The organism is Streptomyces sp. TN58 (assembly GCF_001941845.1).
Taxonomy (GTDB): domain Bacteria; phylum Actinomycetota; class Actinomycetes; order Streptomycetales; family Streptomycetaceae; genus Streptomyces.
Genome location: NZ_CP018870.1, coordinates 7407851 through 7430648, shown reverse-complemented (window position 1 = coordinate 7430648; position 22798 = coordinate 7407851). Strand labels below are relative to the sequence as shown.

General features: G+C 73.8%; 24 protein-coding genes and 1 tRNA gene. 12 read left to right on the top strand and 13 right to left on the bottom strand.

All coding sequences use genetic code 11. The features are described 5' to 3' along the window. Nucleotides 1-217: 217 nt before the first annotated feature. Nucleotides 218-724, bottom strand: a complete 507-nt coding sequence (locus BSL84_RS33730) for a hypothetical protein (protein ID WP_030034426.1) — start codon at nucleotides 722-724, stop codon at nucleotides 218-220. A 410-nt stretch (nucleotides 725-1134) separates the two neighbouring features. Then, nucleotides 1135-1359 carry a hypothetical protein gene (locus tag BSL84_RS33725; protein ID WP_045324216.1) on the bottom strand — a complete coding sequence of 75 codons (225 nt, stop codon included), beginning with the start codon at nucleotides 1357-1359 and terminating at the stop codon, nucleotides 1135-1137. 731 nt (nucleotides 1360-2090) lie between these two features. On the opposite strand from BSL84_RS33725, the gene BSL84_RS33720 reads away from it, so the two are divergent. From BSL84_RS33720 to BSL84_RS33710, 3 genes are all read left to right on the top strand, one after another. After that, the gene (locus tag BSL84_RS33720; RefSeq protein WP_030033220.1) at nucleotides 2091-2765 is read left to right on the top strand and encodes a deoxynucleoside kinase; all 675 of its coding nucleotides are present in this window, start codon (nucleotides 2091-2093) and stop codon (nucleotides 2763-2765) included. Nucleotides 2766-2863: 98 nt separating this feature from the next. Further along, nucleotides 2864-3604: a ferritin-like domain-containing protein gene (locus tag BSL84_RS33715; RefSeq protein ID WP_075969556.1), complete on the top strand. Its 741-nt coding sequence runs from the start codon at nucleotides 2864-2866 to the stop codon at nucleotides 3602-3604. Between the two features lie 186 nt (nucleotides 3605-3790). Then, nucleotides 3791-5242, top strand: a complete 1452-nt coding sequence (locus BSL84_RS33710) for an amino acid permease (RefSeq protein ID WP_075969557.1) — start codon at nucleotides 3791-3793, stop codon at nucleotides 5240-5242. A gap of 86 nt (nucleotides 5243-5328) precedes the next feature. On the opposite strand, the gene BSL84_RS33705 is transcribed toward BSL84_RS33710, so the two are convergent. The 3 genes from BSL84_RS33705 to BSL84_RS33695 all read right to left on the bottom strand — a co-directional run bounded on the left by BSL84_RS33705 (nucleotide 5329) and on the right by BSL84_RS33695 (nucleotide 6815). Then, entirely contained in the window at nucleotides 5329-5775 is a 447-nt protein-coding gene (locus BSL84_RS33705) for a DUF2267 domain-containing protein (RefSeq protein WP_030032943.1), read from the bottom strand. A gap of 68 nt (nucleotides 5776-5843) precedes the next feature. After that, nucleotides 5844-6239 carry a DUF2267 domain-containing protein gene (locus BSL84_RS33700; protein WP_030032941.1) on the bottom strand — a complete coding sequence of 132 codons (396 nt, stop codon included), beginning with the start codon at nucleotides 6237-6239 and terminating at the stop codon, nucleotides 5844-5846. Between the two features lie 141 nt (nucleotides 6240-6380). Beyond that, entirely contained in the window at nucleotides 6381-6815 is a 435-nt protein-coding gene (locus BSL84_RS33695) for an Hsp20/alpha crystallin family protein (protein WP_030032938.1), read from the bottom strand. 159 nt (nucleotides 6816-6974) lie between these two features. On the opposite strand from BSL84_RS33695, the gene BSL84_RS33690 reads away from it, so the two are divergent. Continuing rightward, nucleotides 6975-7667 (top strand): HSP18 transcriptional regulator, encoded by a 693-nt coding sequence (locus BSL84_RS33690; protein ID WP_075971917.1) that lies wholly within the window; start codon nucleotides 6975-6977, stop codon nucleotides 7665-7667. Nucleotides 7668-7720: 53 nt separating this feature from the next. Beyond that, nucleotides 7721-8101 (top strand): STAS domain-containing protein, encoded by a 381-nt coding sequence (locus BSL84_RS33685; RefSeq protein WP_051873430.1) that lies wholly within the window; start codon nucleotides 7721-7723, stop codon nucleotides 8099-8101. Between the two features lie 141 nt (nucleotides 8102-8242). On the opposite strand, the gene BSL84_RS33680 is transcribed toward BSL84_RS33685, so the two are convergent. Together BSL84_RS33680 and BSL84_RS33675 are read right to left on the bottom strand one after the other, a co-directional pair. After that, nucleotides 8243-8686: a transglycosylase SLT domain-containing protein gene (locus tag BSL84_RS33680; protein ID WP_045324329.1), complete on the bottom strand. Its 444-nt coding sequence runs from the start codon at nucleotides 8684-8686 to the stop codon at nucleotides 8243-8245. A gap of 424 nt (nucleotides 8687-9110) precedes the next feature. After that, complete coding sequence (locus BSL84_RS33675; protein WP_030032619.1) at nucleotides 9111-9395, bottom strand: DUF3253 domain-containing protein; 285 nt, start codon at nucleotides 9393-9395, stop codon at nucleotides 9111-9113. Nucleotides 9396-9527: 132 nt separating this feature from the next. Here BSL84_RS33675 and puuE point away from each other — a divergent pair, with 132 nt between their 5' ends. Next, nucleotides 9528-10433, top strand: a complete 906-nt coding sequence (gene puuE / locus BSL84_RS33670; RefSeq protein ID WP_030033937.1) for an allantoinase PuuE — start codon at nucleotides 9528-9530, stop codon at nucleotides 10431-10433. 76 nt (nucleotides 10434-10509) lie between these two features. Further along, nucleotides 10510-10584 (top strand) — tRNA-Trp (locus tag BSL84_RS33665). Nucleotides 10585-10670: 86 nt separating this feature from the next. On the opposite strand, the gene BSL84_RS33660 is transcribed toward BSL84_RS33665, so the two are convergent. Continuing rightward, nucleotides 10671-11129, bottom strand: coding sequence for a hypothetical protein (locus BSL84_RS33660; protein ID WP_030033448.1), 459 nt, complete (start codon nucleotides 11127-11129; stop codon nucleotides 10671-10673). Nucleotides 11130-11443: 314 nt separating this feature from the next. Between BSL84_RS33660 and BSL84_RS33655 the strand changes: the two genes are divergently transcribed. Next, the gene (locus BSL84_RS33655; RefSeq protein WP_075969558.1) at nucleotides 11444-12091 is read left to right on the top strand and encodes a hypothetical protein; all 648 of its coding nucleotides are present in this window, start codon (nucleotides 11444-11446) and stop codon (nucleotides 12089-12091) included. A 1824-nt stretch (nucleotides 12092-13915) separates the two neighbouring features. On the opposite strand, the gene BSL84_RS33650 is transcribed toward BSL84_RS33655, so the two are convergent. From BSL84_RS33650 to BSL84_RS36335, 4 genes are all read right to left on the bottom strand, one after another. Then, nucleotides 13916-14467, bottom strand: coding sequence for a hypothetical protein (locus tag BSL84_RS33650; RefSeq protein WP_045324430.1), 552 nt, complete (start codon nucleotides 14465-14467; stop codon nucleotides 13916-13918). 265 nt (nucleotides 14468-14732) lie between these two features. Next, nucleotides 14733-15422 carry a YqjF family protein gene (locus BSL84_RS33645; RefSeq protein ID WP_234363598.1) on the bottom strand — a complete coding sequence of 230 codons (690 nt, stop codon included), beginning with the start codon at nucleotides 15420-15422 and terminating at the stop codon, nucleotides 14733-14735. Nucleotides 15423-15827: 405 nt separating this feature from the next. Then, on the bottom strand, nucleotides 15828-16925 hold the full coding sequence (locus BSL84_RS33640) for a hypothetical protein (protein ID WP_075969559.1): 1098 nt from the start codon (nucleotides 16923-16925) through the stop codon (nucleotides 15828-15830). 410 nt (nucleotides 16926-17335) lie between these two features. Then, nucleotides 17336-18220 carry a hypothetical protein gene (locus BSL84_RS36335; RefSeq protein WP_159393493.1) on the bottom strand — a complete coding sequence of 295 codons (885 nt, stop codon included), beginning with the start codon at nucleotides 18218-18220 and terminating at the stop codon, nucleotides 17336-17338. Between the two features lie 286 nt (nucleotides 18221-18506). Here BSL84_RS36335 and BSL84_RS33630 point away from each other — a divergent pair, with 286 nt between their 5' ends. From BSL84_RS33630 to BSL84_RS33615, 4 genes are all read left to right on the top strand, one after another. Further along, a complete protein-coding gene (locus BSL84_RS33630; RefSeq protein WP_037665107.1) occupies nucleotides 18507-19493 on the top strand; it encodes an MsnO8 family LLM class oxidoreductase in 987 nt (328 codons plus the stop codon). A 430-nt stretch (nucleotides 19494-19923) separates the two neighbouring features. Next, complete coding sequence (locus tag BSL84_RS33625; RefSeq protein ID WP_030031414.1) at nucleotides 19924-20406, top strand: lamin tail domain-containing protein; 483 nt, start codon at nucleotides 19924-19926, stop codon at nucleotides 20404-20406. A gap of 276 nt (nucleotides 20407-20682) precedes the next feature. Beyond that, complete coding sequence (locus tag BSL84_RS33620; RefSeq protein WP_030031413.1) at nucleotides 20683-20895, top strand: hypothetical protein; 213 nt, start codon at nucleotides 20683-20685, stop codon at nucleotides 20893-20895. Between the two features lie 221 nt (nucleotides 20896-21116). Beyond that, nucleotides 21117-21680, top strand: coding sequence for a GNAT family N-acetyltransferase (locus tag BSL84_RS33615; protein ID WP_075969561.1), 564 nt, complete (start codon nucleotides 21117-21119; stop codon nucleotides 21678-21680). A 618-nt stretch (nucleotides 21681-22298) separates the two neighbouring features. On the opposite strand, the gene BSL84_RS33610 is transcribed toward BSL84_RS33615, so the two are convergent. Next, on the bottom strand, nucleotides 22299-22778 hold the full coding sequence (locus BSL84_RS33610; RefSeq protein WP_030033911.1) for a diadenosine tetraphosphate hydrolase: 480 nt from the start codon (nucleotides 22776-22778) through the stop codon (nucleotides 22299-22301). Nucleotides 22779-22798: the final 20 nt, after the last annotated feature.

Sequence of the window (22798 nt, the reverse complement as noted above, 5' to 3'; positions counted from 1 at the left end):
TGTACCGCCGTACGAGGCTCCGCGCGGGCTGCGCGCGGTGGTCGGGCCGGGGCGGGGGCGAGGGGGCGTGCCGAGGGGCCGCCGTCCTGGGACGGCGGCCCCGTTCAGCCGGCGGCCGGCGCCTGTCGGCGGGTCCGGCGCGTACTGTGCGCCGGTCCCGCCGGGGCCGGTCCCGCCGTGGCCGGCCGGGAGCGGCGGGCCGTGCGGCGCGGTGGGGTCAGGCGACGGGGGTGTCGGACAGGGGGGTGAAGCCCACGCCGCATGCGGCCGGAAGGTTGGCCGGGGTGAAGGGGGTTCCGGAGGTGGTGGCGCAGACGGCCTGGCGGATCACTCCGTTGCTGGCCAGGAGGGTGATGTAGAGGTGTCCGGGGTCTTCCTCGGTGACCGACACGGCGGTGCCCGACACGCACCGGGGCGCCCCGGCCAGGAGGCCGAGGTTGATCCACACGCCGGGGTTGCGGCTGTCGTTGAGGAAGGCGTGGCCCTTGCGGTCGGTCGCGGCGCGGAAGACGGTCTCGAACAGGCCGCCGGCTCCGGAGTAGTCGACGACGGTGGAGCTCACGTCCCGTGCCACCGAGCACTCCCTCGACGTGTCGCTCTGGGCCTGGGTGTCCTGGGCGGAGGGGTCGTCGTTCGCGAGTGCGGACGGGGCCGCGAGCGCCCCGGCGAGCAGGGCGGCCGCGACCGCGGCGGTACCCCGGGCAGCCCAAGCAAGCTTCCTCATGTGTTTCCTTCCGTGGGTGCGGGCCGGCCGCGTCGACGGGGCGGCGCCCTGGTCGACCGCTCGCACCGCGGGTCGCGTGGGTCTCCCGCCTGTGCCCGGCCGGCTCGCCGAGTGGTGAGGCCGTCGCGCGTCCGCGGCGGCCTCCTTTTCGGGATCGAACATTCCGCGCCCGACCCGCGGACACACGCACAGCCACCATCCGTCACTCTAAGGAATGGGCTTGGGGGTGGGTCCGCCGGGGGCGCCCCCGCCGTGCGCCTTGACGGCGGGGCTGCCCGTGGGGGCGCGCCGCGGGGGTGGGGCCGCTCGTGCGGCGCGCGGCATACGGCCGCCTCCCGGGCGCTGCCGTACCCCCCGGATCCCGGGGGGGGGCGGGGCGGGCCGTGCCCTCGCCGGCCCGCCGGCCGGTGTCAGATGTCGCCGGTCCACACCTCGGGGCCGCCGCCCTCCCAGCGGATCGGGCCGTCCTCGGACAGGTCCACGTCCTCCAGGCCGGCCCGGCGCAGGAGCTCCGACACGTCCCCGGGGGTGTACGCCCGGCCGAGGTCGGCGTCGACGCCGAGCGCGTGCACGGTGACCTTGCGCCCGCCCTGCGGGGACACGGGGTGGATCACGATCTCCGTCTGGTCCGCCATACCTCCACGGTGCGGGCACCCGGCGCATCCGGCATCCGGTGCCCCGCCTGCGTACCGCTCGGCGGGCAAGGGGCCGCGCCGGCCGCGTCCGTACCGTGCGGGTGGACGCGGCCCGGGTGACGGGGGCTCAGGACGGCGGAAGGACGGGGGGTTTGGGGGCGGACGCTGCGGACAGACGCGTGGAGACCGGAAGCGGACCCCCTGCGGTGGTGGGGTCGCTTTCGGAAAGGCGGTCCCGCCGCATGGCGCCCTCCCTCCCCGTCATGCGGCAGGCCCGCCCGCACGACGGGCTGCCGCCCGGGTCCGCCCGGCACCCGGACACCCCGCTGCCCGGCCTCCTCCCCGGCCGGGACCGGGGACGTCCGGTAAACCCCCGGCGCCGGCGCTCAGACCGCCGCCCCCGGGCAGCGGACCCGACGGCAGAGCCGGTCCTCGGGCCGCGCCGCGGCCGCACGGGCGGCACGGGCGGGGGCGGGCGGATCGTCATCTAAGATTCAGGCTGGCCGCGGGGCCGCGGCTCGCCGCCGGCGTGGCGGCCGCGGAGGGGCCGGGCCGGCCGGTCGACGAGAGCGGCCCGCGTCAGGGGGCTTTTCGTTCCGTCGGGGCGGGGATTCGTCTGACGCTGATCATGAACTCCCAGAGGAATCGCGTGCCGTCGGCGCGGGTCTGAGCGGTGTGAGATGCCCAGCCCGCACGCCCACGCACATAGGACCGCCAGGGAGAAGTGAGGGATGGCAGTGATCTGCGTCGGAGGCATGATCGGCATCGGGAAGACGAGCGTGGCCGAGCTGCTCGCCAAGGAGCTGGGCAGCGAGGTCTTCTACGAGAGCGTGGACGACAATCCGATCCTTCCGCTCTTCTACACGGCGAGCCCCGAGGAGATCCAGGCCAGGCGCTACCCCTTCCTGCTCCAGCTCTACTTCCTGCAGACGCGGTTCGCCGCGATCAAGGAGGCCTACAAGCAGGGCGACAACGTCCTGGACCGCTCCATCTACGAGGACTGGTACTTCGCCAAGGTCAACCACGGCCTGGGCCGGATCAGCTCCCTGGAGATGCAGGTCTACGAGGGGCTGCTCGGGGAGATGATGCGCGAGATCGACGGCCTGCCGTACCGCAAGGCGCCCGACCTGATGGTCTACCTCAAGGCGGACTTCGAGACGGTGCTGCACCGGATCGGCCTGCGGGGCCGTGATTTCGAGCAGGACGAGAGCCTCGTGGAGTACTACCGGACGCTGTGGTCCGGCTACGACGACTGGGTGCACAGGCACTACTCGGCCAGCGAGGTCCTCGTCGTCGACATGAACCGCACCGATGTGGTGCACAACCCCGACGACGCGGCCCGCGTGGCGCAGGACGTCAAGAACGCCCTGGCCGCGGTCCGGCGGGGGGCGGCGGCCGGGGTCTGAGACGGCGGGCGGCCCCGGGGCGGCGGCGTGCTTTCTGTTACGGGGCCATGACACCCCAACACTTTTGAACATGCTCAACCATCGCTAGATTCTTGAACATGATCAAAACTGGGTACGGGGCATGGGTGCGCGAGTTCGAGGCCGAGCGGGAGCGGCGGGCCGCGCTGGGCGATCCCGAGTGGGGCCAGGGCGCGCGCCTGTCCCCCGAGATCGTGCGCAGCATCCAGAAGTTTCAGGTCGGGGAGGACGGTGACGGCTCCGCGCTGTGCGGCAAGGCCGATCGCGCGGGGGATCCGCTCTACGGTGAGGCGGTGCGGCTCTTCGTCGCCGAGGAGCAGAACCACGCGCGGATGCTGAAGCTGCTGCTGGCGGCGGCCGGGGCCGCGACCCTGGAGGGGCACTGGAGCGACGCGGCCTTCGTCCGGGTGCGGCGGCTGCTCGGGCTGCGGGTGGAGCTGCTGGTGCTGATGGTCGCCGAGGCGGTGGCGCTGGGGTACTACCGGGCCCTGCGCGACGGGACCGCCGACGCTCTGGTCCGCGAGGTCGCGGGGCGGATCCTGGCGGACGAGGAGCGGCACGTCCCGTTCCACTGCATGCGGCTGCGGGAGGGCCTGGCCGCGCTGCCGCGGCCCGCCCGGCAGGCCGTGACGGCCGGGTGGTGCGGGCTGCTGGCGGGCGCCGCCGCCCTGGTCGCGGTGGACCACGGCCCGGCCCTGCGGGAGCTGGGGGTGGGCCGCGGCGCGTTCGTCGCGCAGACCCTGCGCCGCTCGGGCCGGATGGCCCGTGCGATGGCGGGCGGCCCGGTTCCGGCGCCGGCCGGCGCGGGCGCGCAGGTCTGACCCGGGCCCGGCCGGCGGGGGGCGGGCGGCGGCCCGTGCGGCGGGGGCGGCCGGGGGCGGGGACTTTTCCCCCGTGACGCCGCCCGGCGTGCGGCGGCCGCGCCGTACGGGGCGCCTCGTTCCGTATGGCTGCCCGCGCCGGAATGATGACGTGCCGTCACCCCCCTTTGTGGAAAGGACGTGCGCATGGCCAGGTTGGGCACGGGGCAAGGAGTGCTGCGCCGCAAACCGATCGAGCACATCGAGGAACCGGAAGGGGCCCTCAGCGAGCAGCTCACGCGCACTCTGGGCCTGTGGCAGCTCACCGCGATCGGGGTCGGCGGCATCATCGGCGCCGGGATCTTCACCCTGGCGGGGACGGTCGCCAACGGTGTCGCGGGCCCGGCCGTGCTGGTCTCCTTCCTGATCGCCGGTGTGGCCAGCGCCGCGGCGGCGTTCTCCTACGCGGAGTTCGCCGGGCTGATCCCGAAGGCCGGTTCCGCCTACACCTACGGGTACGCCGTCCTGGGCGAGCTGGTGGGCTGGTTCATCGGGTGGGACCTGCTGCTGGAGTACACCGCCATCGTGGCGGTCGTCGCCATCGGGATCTCGGGCTACTTCAACTTCCTGCTGGTGGAGACGGGCGCGGCGCTGCCGACCTGGATGCTGGGGGCGCCGGGGACCGGTGAGGGCCACCGCTTCGACCTGATCGCCGCCGTCCTGTGCCTGTTCACCGCGTACCTGCTGAATCTGGGGATCAAGAGCGCCGCGCGGTTCGAGACGGTGGTGGTCGTCTTGAAGGTGCTGGTGGTCCTCCTGGTCATCGTCGTGGGCTTCTTCCACATCGACACCTCCAACTACACGCCCTTCTTCCCCTACGGGGTGGGGGGTGCGTTCACCGGTGCGGCGACGGTCTTCTTCGCGGTCTTCGGCTACGACGCGATGAGCACGGCGGCGGAGGAGTCCAAGGACGCCCAGCGCCACATGCCGCGGGCGATCCTGTACTCCCTGGCGATCGCCATGGCCCTGTACGTGCTCGCCTGCCTGGTCCTGACGGGTATGCAGAACTACACGGAGATCGACCCGGAGAGCGGTTTCTCCACCGCGTTCAAGGCGGTCGGGCTGGACGCGCTCGCGAACGTCATCGCGGTCGGGGCGATCATCGGCATCCTCACGGTGATGTTCACGTTCATGCTGGGTGTGACGCGGGTGTGGTTCTCCATGAGCCGCGACGGGCTGCTGCCGCGCTGGTTCGCCAAGACGCATCCGACCCGGCACGTGCCGACCCGGGTGACGTGGATCGTCGGTGTGGCGTCCGCGGCCATCGCCGGCCTCGTCCCGATCGGGGAGGCGGCGGAGCTGACGAACATCGGCATCCTGCTCGCCTTCGCCGTCGTGTGTACGGCGGTCATCGTGCTGCGCTACCGGCGCCCCGACCTGCCGCGTACCTTCCGCACCCCGCTCATGCCGTTCACCCCGGCCATCGGTGTGGTCGCCTCCGTCTGGCTCATCACCTACCTGCGGGTGGAGACGTGGATCCGCTTCGCGCTGTGGTTCCTGCTCGGGCTGGTCATCTACTTCGGCTACTCCTACCGCCACTCCAAGCTGGCCGGCGCCGCCCCGGAGGAGCCGGCGGGCCGGGCGGGGACGGGGAGCTGACGGCGTGGCCCCGCCCGCCGCGGCCGGCGCCGCCGCCCCGGGAGCGGGCGGGGCGCCGGGGGGCGGGCGGGGCGCCAGGGGCGGGGTCAGGCGGCGGCGGGCTCGGGCCGGCGCAGCTGTGCCTGCCCGAAGAGGAGGGCGTAGCCGTCGGGGAGCCGGTTCAGGATCCGGGCGAGGAGGTCGGGTCCGGCGAGGCGGGCGACGACGGCGAGGACGGCTCCGGTGTCCCAGCGGGCGATGGCGGGGGTGGTGCCGGTGCGGGCGGCCAGGTCCTTGACGAAGCCCCAGCCGGTGAGCTGTTCGACGCCGGGGATCTGGGCGGTCAGGGCGAGGGCGGCCTCGACGGGCAGGGCCTGGGCGAGGTCGACGCGTTCGTCTCCGGTGACCTGCCGGCCGAGGGCGGCCAGGACGGCGCGGACGGCTTCCTCGGCGCGTTCGGCGGTGGGGTAGGCGCCTTCGTAGCGCACGCGCTCCAGCATCCGGTCGAACGTCATGGCGGGCGGCGCCTGGTTCGGGCGAGGCTGGTCGTACATGGTGCTGCGGTTGCCTTTCTCTTCGAAGGTCCGGCGTCGGGACGGCGGGAACGGGGCGGGGCGGGCGGTCAGGTGGGCCGGGGGTGGCCGAAGAGGACGTCGTAGCCGACCGGGAGCTGGAGCAGGATCTCGCGGGTGAGGGTGTCGCCGGCCGCGTCGGCGACGGTGGACAGGACCGCGCCGATGTCCCACAGGGCGGTCTTCTCGGTGGCGCCTTCGATCCAGGCCGCGGTCGCGCGGACGAAGCGCTCCGGGGAGAGGGGTTCGGCGGCCTGCAGCGGGTTCAGCAGGATCAGGGCGTAGGTCTCGGGGAGCCTGGCGGCCAGCTCGGCTCGTACGGTGCCCACCAGGTGGGCGCCGAGCAGGGCCAGGACGACGCGGGCCGCGCGTTCGGCTTCGGCCCGGGTGGGGTACTCGCCGCTTTCGCGGACGTGGTCCAAGAACGCGTCCGGACGCATCGGCATCCACATCACCTCCGGGGCAGGGGCAGGGGTGAGGTGCGAGAAGAAGCAGGAGAAGGAGGAGGCGGCGGGGCACGGAGGGCGGAGGGGCGGGGTGCCGGAGGGGGGTCGGTCTCCCCGCCCTCCGCCGCTGCCAGAGGGTGCTCAGCCGGAGATCTGCTTGCGGCCGGACTCGCCGCCGATGGCGATCTTCCGGGGCTTGGCACGCTCGGCGATCGGGATCCGCAGGGTCAGGACACCCGCGTCGTAGTCGGCTTCGATGCGCTCGGTGTCGAGGGTGTCGGCCAGCATCAGCTGGCGGGAGAAGACGCCCAGGGGCCGCTCGGAGAGCTCCATCTGCACGGTGTCGCCCTTGGCTACGGGACGGCGCTCCGCCTTGACGGTCAGCATGTTCCGCTCGACGTCGATGTCGATCGCCTCGGTGCTCACTCCGGGCAGGTCGAAGGCGATCACGTACACGTCGTCCTCGCGGTAGGCGTCCATCGGCATGACGGACGGCTTCGACCAGGTCCCGGACGCTCCCGAGAGCTGCTGGACGATGCGGTCCATCTCGCGGAACGGGTCGGTGCGCATCAACATCGCGAAACACCTCCAGTCGGTTCAGGCAGGAACTGCCAATGCGCTTCAACGTGCTTCCGTTGTAACATGTCATCGAAGCGATGACAAGTAGAATGTCACCTGATGGATGACGCGCCGGTGGTGCGTGTCGGGTCGGGTGACGAGCCTTCGGAGGGCACCGTGAACGAGACTTCTCCCCCCGTCCCACCGGTCCGCGCCCCGGACGCCGCCGCGGCGCTGCAGGCCATCCACCGGGCCGTCGAGGACGCGCACCGCGCCTCCGGCGGCGCGGAGGCGGACACGGCGGACACGGCGGGCGCGGCGGCGGGCGCGGCGGCGGGGGGCGGCGGTCCGGAGCAGGCCCTGGAGGCCCTGCGCAGGCTCCGCGAGGTCCGTGAGCGGATCACCGGCTGGGAGAGCGTCCTGATCGAAACGGCCCGCGGCCAGGGCGTCAGCTGGGCGGAGCTCGCCGGGCCCCTGGGGGTCGCGAGCCGCCAGGCGGCCGAGCGCCGCTACCTGCGGCTGCGTCCCGGCGCCGCCGGGAGCACCGGCGAACAGCGGGTGCAGGCCACCCGTGACGCGCGGGCCGCCGACCGCAGCGTCACCGCCTGGGCCCGCGACAACGCGGCCGACCTGCGCCGCCTGGCGGGCCAGGTCACCTCGCTCACCGGCCTCCCGCCGGGCGCCGAGGGGGCCGTCGGCGAACTCAACCTGGCCCTGGGCGGCGACGACGCCGCCCGCCTGGTGGGCCCGCTGGCCGGCACCCGGCCCCATCTGGGGCCCGGCGACGCCGAACTGGCCGACCGTATCGACGCCATGACCCGCCACGCCGACCGGCTCCGCCGCGACAGCAACGACCAGCGCAACTCCTGAAGCCCGTGTGCGAACGACCCTCGCCCACCGGCCGCGATCCGAGGAGGGATCCCATGGCCGAACACCCCGACCGGGAGACCGGCGCGAAGACCGGTGCAGAGCCCGTCGTCGAGATCGTCGGCCGCGTGGTCGCGGTCCGGCCCGCAGGCGAGATCGACATCGTCACCGCCCCGTTCCTGACCCGCGCCCTGACCCGGGCCCTCGCCCACGTCGACGCCGCGCAGGCCGACCGCATCGTCACCGACTGCAGCCGGGTCACCTTCTGCGACTCCTCCGGACTCAACGCGCTGCTCGCCGCACGGCTGCGGGCGGTCGAGGCCGGCACCGCGATCCACCTGGCGGATCCGGCACCCCAGCTCCAGCGCCTGCTGCAGATGACCGGCGCGGCACCCCTGTTCCCCCGGGAGGACGGACCGCCCGCCCGGCCCGCTTGAGACCCGGCCGGGCGGCTTGGGATCCGGGCGGGCGGCTTGGGATCCGGGCGGGTGGGGGGCCGCACGCATGCGAAAGCGCCCCGGCCGGGGGATCCCGGCCGGGGCGCTTTCGCATGCGTGCGGCGACTACCCTGTGGCGGCTCAGTACCAGTGGTGGGTCTGCCAGAAGTTCCAGGCGCCGACGGGGCTGCCGTAGCGCTCGTTCATGTAGTCCAGGCCCCACTTGATCTGGGTGGCCGGGTTGGTCTTCCAGTCGGCGCCCGCGGAGGCCATCTTCGAGGCCGGCAGGGCCTGGACCAGGCCGTACGCGCCGGAGGAGGCGTTCGTGGCGGTGTGGTTCCAGCCGCTCTCGCGGGAAACGATGTTGTTGAAGGCCGCGAACTGCGCCGGGTCCTTGATCATCTGCTGGGCGATCGCCTTGGCGCTCGTCGGGGCCGCCTGGGCGGGAACCGCGGCGAGCATGGAACCGGCGACACCGAGGGCGACGACGGTGCCCGCGAGGGCCTTCTTGGAGGCGGCGATGCGGCGGATGACGGTGTTGGACACGGAGATACCTTCCACAGGGGACAAGGGCGGTCGCGGCATGCCCGGGGCATGCGTGAGCCACTCACGCGGTGGAGAGGGGTTCGTCAGCGGCGGGTGGGAACCCGTGCCGCCCGGCGACTCATCCAGTTCTACCGACGCCCCGCAGCCCTGGCAACGACCGCCATTACTAGGGGCCTTCGCAGTCAGGCACCCCGGGCCAGGGGGCGGGCGGCAGGGGATCCACGCAGGTGGGAGCCGCACAGAAGGGGCCGATACGAGGCTTTGGCGGTCTACTATCCACCTTCGTGTGTGACGTGGGTCCTATGGGGCGGCTCACCTCCGGGACCCCCGGATCTCACCGAGCGTGACCACTCGTACCCTTCGACAGGCCGGACTCCATGTCCGAATTACACCGGAATGCAAGGAGATAAGCGGTTCGGGGTTCGGGTTCTCCGGCCGCTGCCCTGCGGAGCCGGGGGCCGGGTCAGGGGGTGCGGCGGATACGGATCGGGCCGCGGGCCTTCGCCGGATCGACTCGGCGGCCGCCCTGGGTGATCTCGACCTTCCCTGCGGCGACCAGCCGCCGGGCCGCGCGGCGGGCCGGCTCCATGAGCGCGCGCCAGCCGTCGCCGTCCCCCTCGTACACGGCCCGCGCGGCGTCGGAGGGGCAGATCGTCGCGGTCGGGGCCCTGCGCCGGAGGAGTTCGAGGATGGCCCGCTCCAGCTGCCGGTCCGTCTGCCGGTCCGTCTGCCGGTTGCCGCCCGTCACGGCGCCAGTCTCGCACCGCCCGCCCCCTGCCGCCCCGGCGGACCGCTGCGCAGCGAGTCCAGGCGCAGCCGGCCCTGGGGACGCGGGCGCGGGAGGCGCGGTGGGCGCGGTGGGCGGCGGTAGGGTGCGGCCGTGTCCGAGCTGCAGCGTGACCTGGTGGGGTACGGGGCCGAGCCGCCGCACGCCGCGTGGCCGGGGGGTGCCCGTGTCGCGGTGAGTCTGGTGCTGAACTACGAGGAGGGCGGGGAGCAGAACGTCCTGGAGGGGGATGCGGCGTCGGAGGGGTACCTCCATGAGATCGTCGGTGCGCCGCCCGTGAGGGGCGGGCGGGACCTGAACGCGGAGTCGATGTTCGCCTACGGTGCGCGTGCCGGTTTCTGGCGGATCCACCGCACGCTGGCGGCGTACGGCGCGCCGCTGACCGTCTTCGCCGTGGGGCAGGCGTTGGAGCGCAACCCGCAGGCGGCGCGTGCGATGGGCGCGGCGGGCTGGGAGGTGGCGGGCCACGGCCGGCGGTGGATCGACTACCGGCAGGTGCCCGAGGAGGTGGAGCGGGCCGACATCGCGGAGACGGCGGCGGTGATCGGGCGGCTGGTGGGGCGCCGGCCGGTGGGCTGGTACACCGGGCGGACCAGTGCGAACACGCGGCGCCTGGTGGCCGGGGGCGGTTTCCTCTATGACAGCGACGACTACTCCGACGATCTGCCGTTCTATGCCGAGACGGGTGGGCGCCCGCACCTGGTGGTGCCGTACAGCCTGGACGCGAACGATTTCAAGTTCCTGATCGTCCACGGCTTCACGACCGCCGACGACATGCTCGCCTATCTCGTCGACACCTTCGAGACGCTGTGGGCCGAGGGCGGGGAGCGGCCGCGGATGATGAGTGTGGGCATGCACTGCCGGATCATCGGGCGGCCGGGGCGCATCCGTGCGCTGGACGGCTTCCTGAGACACCTTGAACAGCGGGGCGGGGCGTGGCTGGCGACGCGGGAGGAGATCGCCCGGCACTGGCTGTCGGCGCACCCGCCGGTGCGGTGAGGGGGGTGCGGTGAGGGGTGCGGCGCCGCGCGCCCGCCGGGGATTGCGGGACGGCCCTTAGGATGCCGGGCGGGGCGGGGTCGTAGCGCAGAGGTCGTCGCGCGCGGTCTCCAAAACCGTGAGGACGCCGGTTCGAATCCGGCCGGCTCCGTCCCGCGGACGTGCGGCGGCCCCCGGCCGCACCCCGGGGGCGGGGGTGCGGGCGGGGGCCGGGCCGGTTCACGGGGCGCGGGTGGTTCAGCTTGCGGCCTTGGGGGCGGACGGAGGGGCCGGGTTCGGCTTGGCGGGGACCTTGTCGGGGTTCTCCTTGTCCGCCGGGTTGGTGTTCGGGGCCGGCGCGGGGGCGGGGGCGGGCTTGTCGGGCTTGTGCTCGCAGTAGACCTTGCCCTGGTAGAACTTGCAGCCCGGCATGTTCTCCACGTCGCGGACCTTGTTCTTCTTGCCCTTGCCGTGCTTCTTGCCCTTGTCGTGCTTCTGGTGCTTCTTGCCCTTGTCGTGCTTCTTGTCCTTCTTCTCCCACTTCTCCTTCTTGTGGTCGCTCTCGTGGCCGCTCTTCGCCTGGGCAGCGACCGAGGTCGTACCGGCGGCTGCGGGGGCGGCGAAAGCGCTGGTGGGCACCAGCACGCCTCCTCCGACGATCGCGGCCGAGACGGCGTACATCGCGAAACGCTGCTTCCGGGAGGTGGAACGGAACATGAGGATGACTCCAGGTGAGAGGGGGGAGGGGGAGGATCGGGTCCAGAGAACTTGGGGCGAAATGTCCGTTTCGTTCTCTGGTTAAAAGACTGGCTCCGGGACTTCACGAACCTGTCCGCCGACTGTCACAGGCGCGTGACAGGCCGCGCGCCTCCCCTCCGTCCGGGCCCGCCTCCCCCATCCGGGCCCCCTTCCCGAACCCGTCCGGGCCCCGTCCGCCCGCCCCCGGCATGGCGGGCGGGGCCGCGCCGGGGGGCGCGGCGGATGCTGGGGGGCCGACTCCGAGACCTGTCGAGACCCCGCAGGAGGGGCCCGTGAGCGACCCCCGCCCCCGCGAAGAGCGCAGGCCCGCGGCCCCGGGCGCGGGCGCGGGCGACGACACCCCCGGCCAGGCCGGGGTCATCGGCATCGGGCTCGCCGCGGTCCTGACGTTCGCGCTCGCGCAGGGCTCCTGGCAGTGGTTCGCCACCTACATCGGGGTGACGCTCTTCGCGGTGGTCTTCGCCTTCCAGGTCCGGCCGGCGTGGAGGCCCGGCGTCCGGACGGCGTACATGCGCGCGCTGGTCGCGTACGCGCTGGTCGTCGGCCTGTGCGTGGCGATCGCTGTGGCCCCCGTACTTCAGCGCGGGGACTGGCTGTTCCCCATGCCGGGCACCCGCAGCCGCTGCGGGGAGATCGGCCGGTACGAGGTGCTGCGCACCAGGGCCGCGGTGGCTGGCCTGCCCGGCGGCGGCGCCGTGCCGGCGTCGGTACGGGAGAGCCGGCGGGAGGAGGCCGTCGCCGACTGCCTGGCCTCGACGACGACCCTGTGGCTGCCGCTGTACGGGGCCGGGGCGGCCGTGCTGGTAGGGGCGGGCGCCTGGTACCGCGACCGGAACCGGGCCGGGCGGCGCCCCCGGGCCGGCTCCGGCCCGCGGCAGCCGGCGGACGCGGCAGCCGGACCGGGGCCGGGGCCGGCGTAGCCGTGCCGGCCGGGGGCGGGCCGGGCCGGGCGGGCCGGGTCGGGCGGCCAGTCGGCCAGGGACCGCGAAGTCGCAGGTCCCGCGGGGTGCCCCGGCGCCCGTGCGGGACGCGTGCTCTGCCCAGGTGTGGACCAGCGGGTGGCGTTGCGTGGGGGCCGGTTCAGTGCGGCAGGTCGCCGGGAGCCGGCCGGCGCGGACTAGGTGTTCTGTCCCGGGAGGTTGTGGACGGGTGGTGCAGGTCTCGGCTGAGGCCTCTTGAACGGGTGAGGGCCTTCCGGGTTCGGTGTGGATTGCGACATCTCCACCGAACGATCAGAAGGCCCTCATGCCCCACCGTATGCACCCTTGACCGAGACCGGACGCCTGCGCCTGGCACGGCACCTCGCCGCGTTGTCGGGATCGCCCCCGTACGACCGGTACGCGGGCGACCCTCCGCCTTGCGAGGCACCGCGGGCGGACGACGCCACTTTCGCAACACGCCCCAGGTCCCCCCGGACGCAGGGCTCCACGGGGCCGTCGCCGGCAGGTGGATACGCAGGGTGCGCTGCCGGCTCGCGGCGGGCCGCGTGACGGCGCTCGACGCCGTCACGGTACGCGGCCCACAGCCGGGCCGCCTCCGGCGCGGCCGCACGAGGAGCCCGGCGGCGGCGAGGGTGGAAGTGGTCGGGCGGCAGCAGGCCGTGGCGGTCGTACAGCCGTAGGGGCTTGTGCGCGGGCCGTGCCCGGCGGGCGAACGCGCCGATGCCGAGCAGTGCTTCCCCCCCCCAGGGGCAAGGCCAACCGGGCTACGGCCCCCCGCCGGGCGGGGCGTGGGGGAAGTCGCGGGCGAGGGTACGGACTTGGCCGCCCCGGTCGGGGTCGGCGGCCGGGACGGCGGGGCGTCGAGGCCGGTGGCGCGGCGGGCGGTGGCCGCGAGGGTGCGCAGGCGTCCGGGTGTGAAGTCCCCGCGTACGGGGGGCGCTTGGGCGGTGCGCCGGGGTGGACCCGGCCTCTCCAGGGGCGGTTCACCGGCTACCACGCGAGCTTGCGCGCAGGAGGTCGCCGCGTCCCGCCCCGCCCGGAGTGGTGTGAGACCCGGCCGGAAGCGGGCCCGGGGGTGCGGTGCCTTCTGTCCGGGGGCGTCTGCGCGGTGAGCCTGCGCGGAAGGGGTCCGGCGGCGTGCTTGTCCGGCCGCAGCCGGGCGGCCGTCTGCGCGGCGGCGTCCGGGCGGTGCGCGGGGCGGCGGGTCCGGCCGCGTCGGGGTCTGGGGGTGTCGTCGAAGTGGCGTCGGCCGCCCGTGAGGGCGGGGGTGGCGGGGTCCCGTACGTGCGCTCGCAAGGCGCAGGAGGGAGCCGACGCGGGCGTCGGCGACCGACGACAACGCGGCGAGCGTGCGTGCCGGACCCCCGCCACCCAGACGGGACTTCGACGCCACCCACTGGCGGGCGGTGGCCGGGGCCAGGGCCGGGCCAGGCCCTCGGGCAGCGGGCCGGTGGCCGCGCGGTGCTCCACGTGGTCGGCGGCCGCGGCTAGGGCCTGTATCGAGTTGCCCCGTGGAGCAAGGAGCGGCGTTCGGTGCGTGCCCTCGGCGTGCGGGACGAATGTCCTCGTAGCGGAGCTACCAGGGCATTCGGCTCGTGCGCCGAGGGTGCGTGCCGGGCGTCGCGACGCCGCGGGGCAACTCGATACAGACCCTAGGCGGCGGGTGGCGCTGCCGCCGCGCGCGGTCAGGGTCGGTGGGGTTGCCTTCGGGGGGGCAGGACCGGCGCCGTTGCCCACACCCGGTTCAGGGTCGGCGGGGGTCGCCCCTACCGGGTCAGGGTCGGTGGGGTTGCCTTCGGGGGGTCAGGAGGCGCGGCGGGGGCGGGCGGTGCGGCGCTGCGGGCGGCGGCGGGCGGCCGGGGCCTCCGGGGCGGCCTGCGGTGAGGAGAACCCGCCCGCGACGGGCAGTGGGGCGGCTGTCGGCGCGGTGGCCGGCGCGGGGACCGCGGGCGGGCCCTGGCGGCCCTGGGACTGGGGCTGGGGCTGGGAGCGGCCGAGGATGGCGGTGTGCGGGATGAGCGGGGCGCAGGACTGGCAGATCTCGGCGAGCGTCCAGACCTGTCCCACGGCCGGGTTGTGGACCAGGACCAGGAGGGTGGAGCCGGTGCAGTGGGTGCGGGTCTCGTGGAGCGCGCACTGTGCGGCCCGGCAGGCGCACGAGGTGTCGGGGCGGACGGTGGCCAGCCGTGCGTGGGCCCGGACGTGCTCGGCGGCGAACCGCTTCAGGGCCGCGGTGTCCTTCGAACGGGGCGGCATGCGGCAGGCTTCGGTGCTGCAGGAGACGGAGGCGCTGTGATCGGCGTGGCCGGTGAGCCGGACCGTCCAGGTCCGGCCGGGCACGCGTGATCCGGGCATGAGGGTCAAGTCGGGTCCGATCGTCGTGTTTCAGGTGGGTCGGTCGCGGTCGGTCGCGGTCGTCGCACCGGCGCGACGCGAGGCTGATCGCGTCGGGGTGGACCCGCGGGCTGTCGTCTTCGGGACGGCGTCTCGCGGTTGCGGCGGCGCCGGACCGCGGAGAAACGGACATCGCGCGGCCTCGGACGTGGGGACTTTGTCGCACGCTCCCGCAGGCCGTGTCAATGCCCCGCGCCTGGTCAAACGGGCGGACGGCCGGGTCGGGTCAGCCTGTGGGGCGGGTGAACCGTACCGGGACGCCCGGGGAGTACAGCACGCTGGCCGGGGGGCCGGCGGGGGCGGGCAGGCCGGCCGCAACCGTCAGGTCCTCGTCGCAGCGCAGGAGTTCGGCGTGGTGCAGCGGCCAGCGGGGGTGGCTGTTGGGCAGGTACAGCAGTCGGCCGCGGAAGTCGCTGTGCAGGGCCCAGCGGGCGGTCAGGAAATGTTCCAGGGCGGTCGGCTGTGTGAGGGGTGGCCCGGTCCGTACGGTGAGGGTGCTGTGCGCGCCGCGCGGTCCGGGCCAGTGCCGTCGGCTGGTGTAGGTGAGGGTGGGGCCGTCGCGGCGGACGGACATCCGCGACCACTGGTACGGGAGGCGGAAGACGGTCCGGGCGGCGAGGACGGGGATCAGGCGGGAGGCGTCGAGGGAGCGGAAGACCACGCCGCGGCGGCCGTGGCCGTCGATGGAGTAGAGGCGGACGTTGGTCTCGGGGAAGGAGCCCAGGTAGGGGATGCCGGGGAGGCGGAGCCATCCGACGCGGTGCATGCGGAACGCCACGAGGCCGACGTAGGTGACGCCGTCCAGGGTGTCGGGGGCGGTGCCGGCCGGCAGCAGCGGGGCGACGTCGGCGGGGTCGGCGGGCCAGTGCACGAAGGTCAGGTCGAGCCAGGACTGCGTGAGCAGGGGCCGGTCCACCCCGGGGTGGCGTGGTGCATCGGGCGTTATCGGTTCGGCGGGCGCAGCGGGCCCGGGAGCTGCGGGGCCCAGGCCGGCGGGAGCGGCCGGACTGGGAGCGGCCGGGCCGGGAGCGGCCGGGCCGGGGCCGGGGGGCGGCGGGTGCTGCATCGCGTCAGTATCCCGCAGGCCCCCGCGCCGGGTTGTACGGGCCTGGGCCGGGGTGGTGGGGGTGGCTTGGGCGGGATGCGGTCCCCGTCGCAGCCATGAGGGCCAGGACCGCACCCCGCACCGGGCGCCTACCCGGCGTCGTCCGGCCGACACCGCCGGCGGCGGCGGACATGCGGCAGCACCTCGCGGAGGCTGTCTCCGCGAGGTGCTGCACTCGACCGTGGGTCACCCGGTCACCGGTCATGTGGTGGCCGGTCAGCCCTGGGTTCCACCCTGGGTGCTGCCGGTGCCGCCACCCTGGGTACCGCCCTGGGTGCTGCCGGTGCCACCGCCCTGGGTACCGCCCTGGGTGTTGCCGGAGCCGCCACCCTGGGTACCGCCCTGGGTGTTCCCGGAGCCGCCACCCTGGGTACCGCCCTGGGTGTTCCCGGAGCCGCCACCCTGCGTACCACCCTGGGTGTTCCCGGAGCCGCCACCCTGCGTACCACCCTGGGTGTTCCCGGAGCCGCCACCCTGCGTACCACCCTGGGTGTTCCCGGAGCCGCCACCCTGCGTACCGCCCTGGGTGTTCCCGGTGCCGCCACCCTGCGTACCGCCCTGGGTGTTCCCGTTGCCGCCACCCTGCGTACCGCCCTGGGTGTTGCCGGTGCCGCCACCCTGCGTTCCACCCTGGGTGTTCCCGTTGCCGCCACCCTGCGTTCCACCCTGGGTGTTGCCGTTACCGGCGCCCTGCGTTCCACCCTGGGTGTTGCCGTTACCGGCGCCCTGCGTTCCACCCTGGGTGTTGCCGTTGCCGATCTGGGTGCCGCCGATGGTGTTGTTCGAGCCGCCGATGATCGTGTTGTTGACGATGTTCGTCACGTTGTTGGTCACCTGGTTCACCACGGCGGGGGCCAGTCCGAGCCGCTTGGCTTCCGATGCGGCCGCCTTCCGGCCGATGGCGGCTGCCTGCGTCTTGGACGCTCCGCCGCGCGCTGCCTGCTGGGCCGCGGCCGCGCCACGTGCCGTTGCCGCTGCCATGTCGGTCTTGGTGGAGGCCGCGGTGGATCCTGTGGAGGCGCACTTGACGGTGCCTACGGAGAACGGGCCGGCGCCGGTGATTCCGACGCGGATGTCGCCCTTGGGCCCGGCGGCGACGCGGGCGATGGTCTTCCCGCTGCGCTTGACGTCGTAGGTCTGCTTGAGGGCGAAGCCGTTGCCGTGGATCTCTCCGCCCTTCAGGCTGCACACCGCCGCAGGGGCTGCGGTCGGAAGTGCGGAAGGCTGGGCGACTGCCACCCCCGCCGTGCCGGCGAGGATCGCGGTGACGCAGGAAAGACCGGCAATGTTGGCGACGTGCTTCTTCCTCGACATTTAAAATCTCCCTTGAATAGTCGACCTGGGATTTCCGAGATCTGTGCGAGCCGGGGATTCGACTTGCCTGGTGTCTCAGTTCCTTTTGGATGGCCGAGCGGTTTATCTGTCTCCAGATTGCCGTTTCCGGGCGCGGGCAGAAAGCGACGGAGATTCGGGGCTTGACAGATTCACGTTGGGATGGGCGGGGGTGTCGTGCCTGGTGGGGGCGGGTGGCTCGCCGGGCATGGGCTTGCGTCTACGGCCGCCATGGCCGCCTGGTCGCCGCCGCGGCGCGGAATGGAGCCGTTGCGCCCGGCGGGGGTGGGTCGGGGCGGCAGCGGCAGCGGCAGCGGCAGAGGCAGAGGGGGCATGCGGCAGCACCTCGCAGAGAGGACTCTGCGAGGTGCTGCGCTTTTCGGTTGGCCTGGTCAGCCCTGGGTTCCACCCTGGGTGTTGCCGGAGCCGCCACCCTGGGTACCGCCCTGGGTGTTGCCGGAGCCGCCACCCTGCGTACCGCCCTGGGTGTTCCCAGAGCCGCCACCCTGCGTACCGCCCTGGGTGTTCCCAGAGCCGCCACCCTGCGTACCACCCTGGGTGTTCCCAGAGCCGCCACCCTGCGTACCACCCTGGGTGTTCCCAGAGCCGCCACCCTGCGTACCACCCTGGGTGTTCCCAGAGCCGCCACCCTGCGTACCACCCTGGGTGTTCCCAGAGCCGCCACCCTGCGTACCACCCTGGGTGTTACCCGAGCCGCCACCCTGCGTACCACCCTGGGTGTTACCCGAGCCGCCACCCTGCGTACCACCCTGGGTGTTACCCGAGCCGCCACCCTGCGTACCACCCTGGGTGTTACCCGAGCCGCCACCCTGCGTACCACCCTGGGTGTTACCCGAGCCGCCACCCTGCGTACCACCCTGGGTGTTACCCGAGCCGCCACCCTGCGTACCACCCTGGGTGTTACCCGAGCCGCCACCCTGCGTACCACCCTGGGTGTTACCCGAGCCGCCACCCTGCGTACCACCCTGGGTGTTCCCGGACCCGCCACCCTGCGTACCGCCCTGGGTGTTGCCGCCGTGCTTGTTGCGCTTCTTCTTCTTGTGGTTGTCTTCGTGCTTCTTGTGGTCGTGCTTCTTCTTGTGGTCGTGCTGGTTGTGGCTGACGACGCTCTCTACCGACGTGGTGGGGGCCGCCATGGCGGAAGACGTGGGGATGAGGACCCCGCCGGCGATCGCGGCGGCCGCGACGGCGGTGGCGAGGCGGAAGCCCCGGCGCTTGGGGCGGGGGGTCTCGGACGTCTCGAACTTTCGGTTCATGGTTTTCTCCTGATCGAATGGGACCCTGAACGGGTTCGGTGAATTCGGGGCCTTTGTGATGTGGGGATTGTTTCCACCGCGTCTGCGGCCTCGTTTCCTTGCCGGTGAGGCGCATAACCAGTAAGCCTGTCCGCGGCGGTGGCGGTCACGTTCCGCGAATTCGGGGCTTGACGTTTTCGCGGCTGCGGGTTAGCCGGAAATCCGGGGGTCGGGGCCGCCGGTCGGTGGTGGCGCGAAAACGATCGTGGGGGCCGGTGCGGGCAGGGGTGATCCTTATGCTGACGGCATGCTCGACATACCTCTTTCAGCGTTGGAAGTCGCGATGGTGCAGACGGGTACCCGCGCCGTGGACACCCTGCGGGACACCGCCGCCTTCGCACAGGGAATGGAACGGCTGGGCTACCGCCGCCTGTGGTACGCGGAGCACCACCACTCCCCCGCGATCGGTGCGTTCCCGCCGGTCGTGCTGACGGCGCATGCCGCCGCCTCGACCTCGGTGATCCGCCTGGGGTCGGGTGGGGTGCTGGCTCCCAACCACGCGCCCCTGACGGTGGCGGAGCAGTTCGGGACGCTGGCCGCGCTGCACGAGGACCGTATCGATCTGGGTATCGGCCGCGGTCCGGGGACGTTCGACGAGGCCATCGCGCGGGCGCTGCGGCGCGGGGCCGGGCCGGCGACGGATGCGGAGTACCGCCGGGACGTGGCCGCTGTCCTGTCGTTCTTGGTGGAGGAGGTCGCGCTCGGTCCGCTGCCGGAGCCGTGGCTGCTGGTCTCCAGTGCCGCGGGGGCCGCTCTGGCCGCGGCGCTGGGCCTGCCGGTCGCGGTCGCGCACCACATCCGGCCGGACAACACCCTTGCCGTGGTGGAGGGTTACCGGGCGGCGTTCACCGCGTCCCGCTGGTGCGAGCGGCCCCGGGTGATGCTGTGCGTGGAGACGGTGTGCGCGCCGACGCGGGAGGAGGCCGTGTGGCGGGCGGGTCCGATGAACGTGGTCAAGGCCGGTCTGCTGAAGGGGCTGAGCCAGGTGCCGTTCCCCACGCCCGCGCAGGCGGCCGCCCATCCCTTCACCGGGCAGGAGCGGCAGGCGCTGGACGGTTTCCGTGCGCAGCAGGCGGTCGGGGCGCCGGAGGCGGTGGTGGAGCGGCTGGCGCGGCTGGCCGGGGAGACCGGGGCGCAGGAGCTGATGCTGGCCACGCCCGTCTACGACCTGGGTGCGCGTATCGCTTCCTATGAGCTGGTGAGGAAGTACTGGGGGGCGGCGGGGTCGTCGTAGGTGCCGGTTTTCTCGCATTTTCTCGCACGCGGGAATCGTGTGCGCAGGGGTGTGCGAAGGGGTGGCGGGGGCGGCTGTTACAGGGCGTTGAACCCGTTCGGCGCAGGGGCGGGGGTGGTGGGTCGGGTGCGGGGTGCGGGGGTGGGGAGGGCTGCCGTGCAGGCCTCCCGCCGGGTGGGGGCGGACCGCTGTGTGCGGGGTGTCAATCGGGGTTTGACGGTTGCCCGCTACAAGGGAGGGTTACGGACATATCCGGATTGGGAAACAGGGGGTGGGCGGTCGGTGCCGGGGCGTGGCGCAGGGCCAGAGTGTGGCTCCTCGGCCAGACGCCGGGAACCGTTTCGGGCCTGGCCGGCGCGCACGTTGTGGTGTGGGCGCCGGTGTGGGCCGTCCGTTGAAGTCCGTTGAAGTCGAAGGGGTTTTCTTCTCCATGTCTGCTTCTCGCGCCACCCGCCGCACCCTCGCCGCTCTCCTGGCCGCCGGGACCCTGCTCGGGGCCGCCGCCCTGCCCGCCGCGGCCGACGACCACCGCCGCGGCGGCCACCGCGGACCCCACTCCTCCCTCTCCATCGGCGACGTCCGGTACGAAAGCGGCCCCCGCCACGACCGCTCCAACCGCGCCCTGAACCGCGAATGGGTCGAGATCAGGAACACCGGCCGCCACAGCGTCAACCTCCGCGGCTTCACCCTCACCGACCAGCAGGGCAACCGCTACCGCTTCCCCGACTTCCGCCTCGACGGCCGCTCCGCCGTCAAGGTCCACACCGGCCAGGGCCGCGACACCCGCCACGACCTCTACCAGGACCGCAACCGCCAGATCTGGAACGACCGCGACACCGCCACCCTCCGCGACCAGCGCGGCAACGTCATCGACACCGAGTCCTGGGGCCGCCGCGGACACCACCGCGGCTGACCCCGCTCCGGCGGTCGCCCGGACGGGTGGGTGAGCGCCGGATGAGGAAGGGTGCGGCGTGTCATGGCGGGGGCCGTGGCGCGCCGCACCCGTGCGTGCGGGCGCACCCGTGCGGGCGGCGGGGGTGGGGTGGGCGTCGAGGGGTGTGGTGGGCGCGTGCATTCGGGTGGCGGGGGGCCGTGTCGGGGTGGGGGTGTGGGGTCCGGTTGGCGATGCTGGGCCGGGCGCGGCATCGGGCGGCGTCCTGCCCCATCCCCCGGTGAGAAGGAGTACGGCATGGCGACGGACGCGGTCGGGCGTTTCCTGGCGGCGCTGGAGCCGCATCGGCGGGATGCCGTGGCGGCCAGGCCGCGTCAGGAGCAGGAGCGGCTGGCGGCCGCGTGGGAGGAGGAGCTGGGCTCCGACGACGAGCTCGACACCCTCGATGAGCTCTCTCCGCCCGCGGCGGAGGCCGAGGCGGCCCGCCGGGTGATGGATCGCGAGTCCTGAAGGCCGGGCCGCCGGCAGCGGGTTAGGCGGTGTCCGGTGGATCAGGGGCGGTCAGCCCGCGTCGTCTGGTGCCGTGGATGGCAAGGCGGAGGAGGAAGTCGAGGCGGAGCGTCGGCGACCGTCGACAACGCGGCAAGGCGCGGTGCCAGACGACGCGGGCCCGGCCCTGATCCGCCGGACACCCCATAAAGGGTGGCCGGTGGCTGGGGGACCGGGGAAGAATGCGTGGGGTGCGTGATCGTCTGGAAGTGTCCCCGGGTCTGCGGCTGCGGCGTTGGTCGCCGGCTGATGCGGGGGCGGTGCTGGCGGCGTTCGCCGAGCCGGTGATGGCACGGCAGGCCGCTGAGCCGGGTGTGACGCCGGCGGCGGCGCGGCGCTGGCTGGAGGCCCGGGCGGAGCAGTGGGACGCGGGGTCGGGGTACGCGTTCGCGGTCGTCGACGCTGCGGACGTGGTGCTGGGGCATGTGGCGGTCGGCTCCGTCGAGCGGCGTCACGGCACCGGCTGGGTCTCGTACTGGACGACCGCGGCGGCCCGCGGGCGGGGTGTCGCCTCGGGTGGCTGCCGTGCGGTGGCGGCCTGGGCGTTCGAGGACGCCGGGCTGTTCCGGCTGGAGCTGGGCCACCGGGTCGACAACCCGGCTTCGTGCCGGGTGGCCCGCGCGGCGGGGTTCGCGGTCGAGGGGCTCCAGCGGCGCAGGCTCCGCTATGACGGTGTCCGCTACGACGTCGAGTTGCACGCCCGGCTGGCGACCGACCCCGCACCGGCCACCCGGCCGGGCGGTTGAAGGGCCGGAAGGGTGAAGGGCCGGGGGTGTGTGCCGGCTGTTCGGCATGCGTTCGGCATGCGGCGGCCGGTGTGGAGGGGCCCGGCCGGCCCTGCGCCGGACAGCCGTGGCGGGCGCCGACGGCCTCTGCCGGCGGCTGCGCGGCGGCCGGACGCGGGCGGGCGGGCGCGTGGGCGTCGTCTGCCGGGCGGTGAACGCCCGTGTCCACCGACACCGACACCGACAAGAGCACCGCCCCGGCTTGGCCGCGCCCCGTGTCGCGGGCTGTCGACTGCCCTGCCCCCTGCCTGTTCCGGGGGTTCGTGCCGCGTGCTTGATGCGCTGTTCTGCCCGTGGTTTTCGTGCCCGCCGGCTGCCCGCGCCCGGCGGGCGGGCCGGCCGGCTCGGTGTGGCCGTCCGGGTGGGTGGACTGCGGTCGCGCCGTGGCACCGCTTGGCGGGACGGCCGGCAGGGCGACGCCGGGCCGGCCGCGGTGCGAGGGGGACGGCCCGGCCGGTCGGCGGTGGCCGGGCCGGTCGGCGGTGGCCGGGCCGGTCGGCGGTGGCCGGGCCCGCCGGCGGTGGCCGGGCCCGCCGGCCTGTCTGGCCGTCAGGCGGTCGGTGGGTCCCGGGGTGGCCGTCAGGCGGTCGGGCGCAACCGGTCCAGCTCGCTGCCGATCGCTTCTCGCAGCGGGTCGTGCTGCGGGCCGAGCCTGGACTGCTCGTCACTCCACCGGTCACGCGGATAGAGCCACACCGGAGCGCGCACCGCGTCGGCCGGCTCCCATGCGAACCGCGGCCACACGTGGGCGTGCAGGAACGGGTCCTTGTTCCCCAGGATCTCCAGGTTGACCCGCCGGAAGGCGGGGTCCAGCCGCCTGCAGGCCCGCTCGACCGCCTCGCCGAGCTGATCCATGTCGGACAGGAACGACAGGCGTTTGGCCTTCGGCAGGTCCGACAGCCGCTGTACCTGCGGGTCGTCGACGAGGAGTACCGAGTATCCCGGCAGGAACTGGACATCCCCGATCACGGCGAATCCCGAGGTCAGCCGCCGCAGCACGGTCGGGTTCTCCCCTCTGAGGGCGGTACCGATCCGATCCGTCCGCCAGTCTCCGGTCATGGCCGGAACCTACCAGCAGG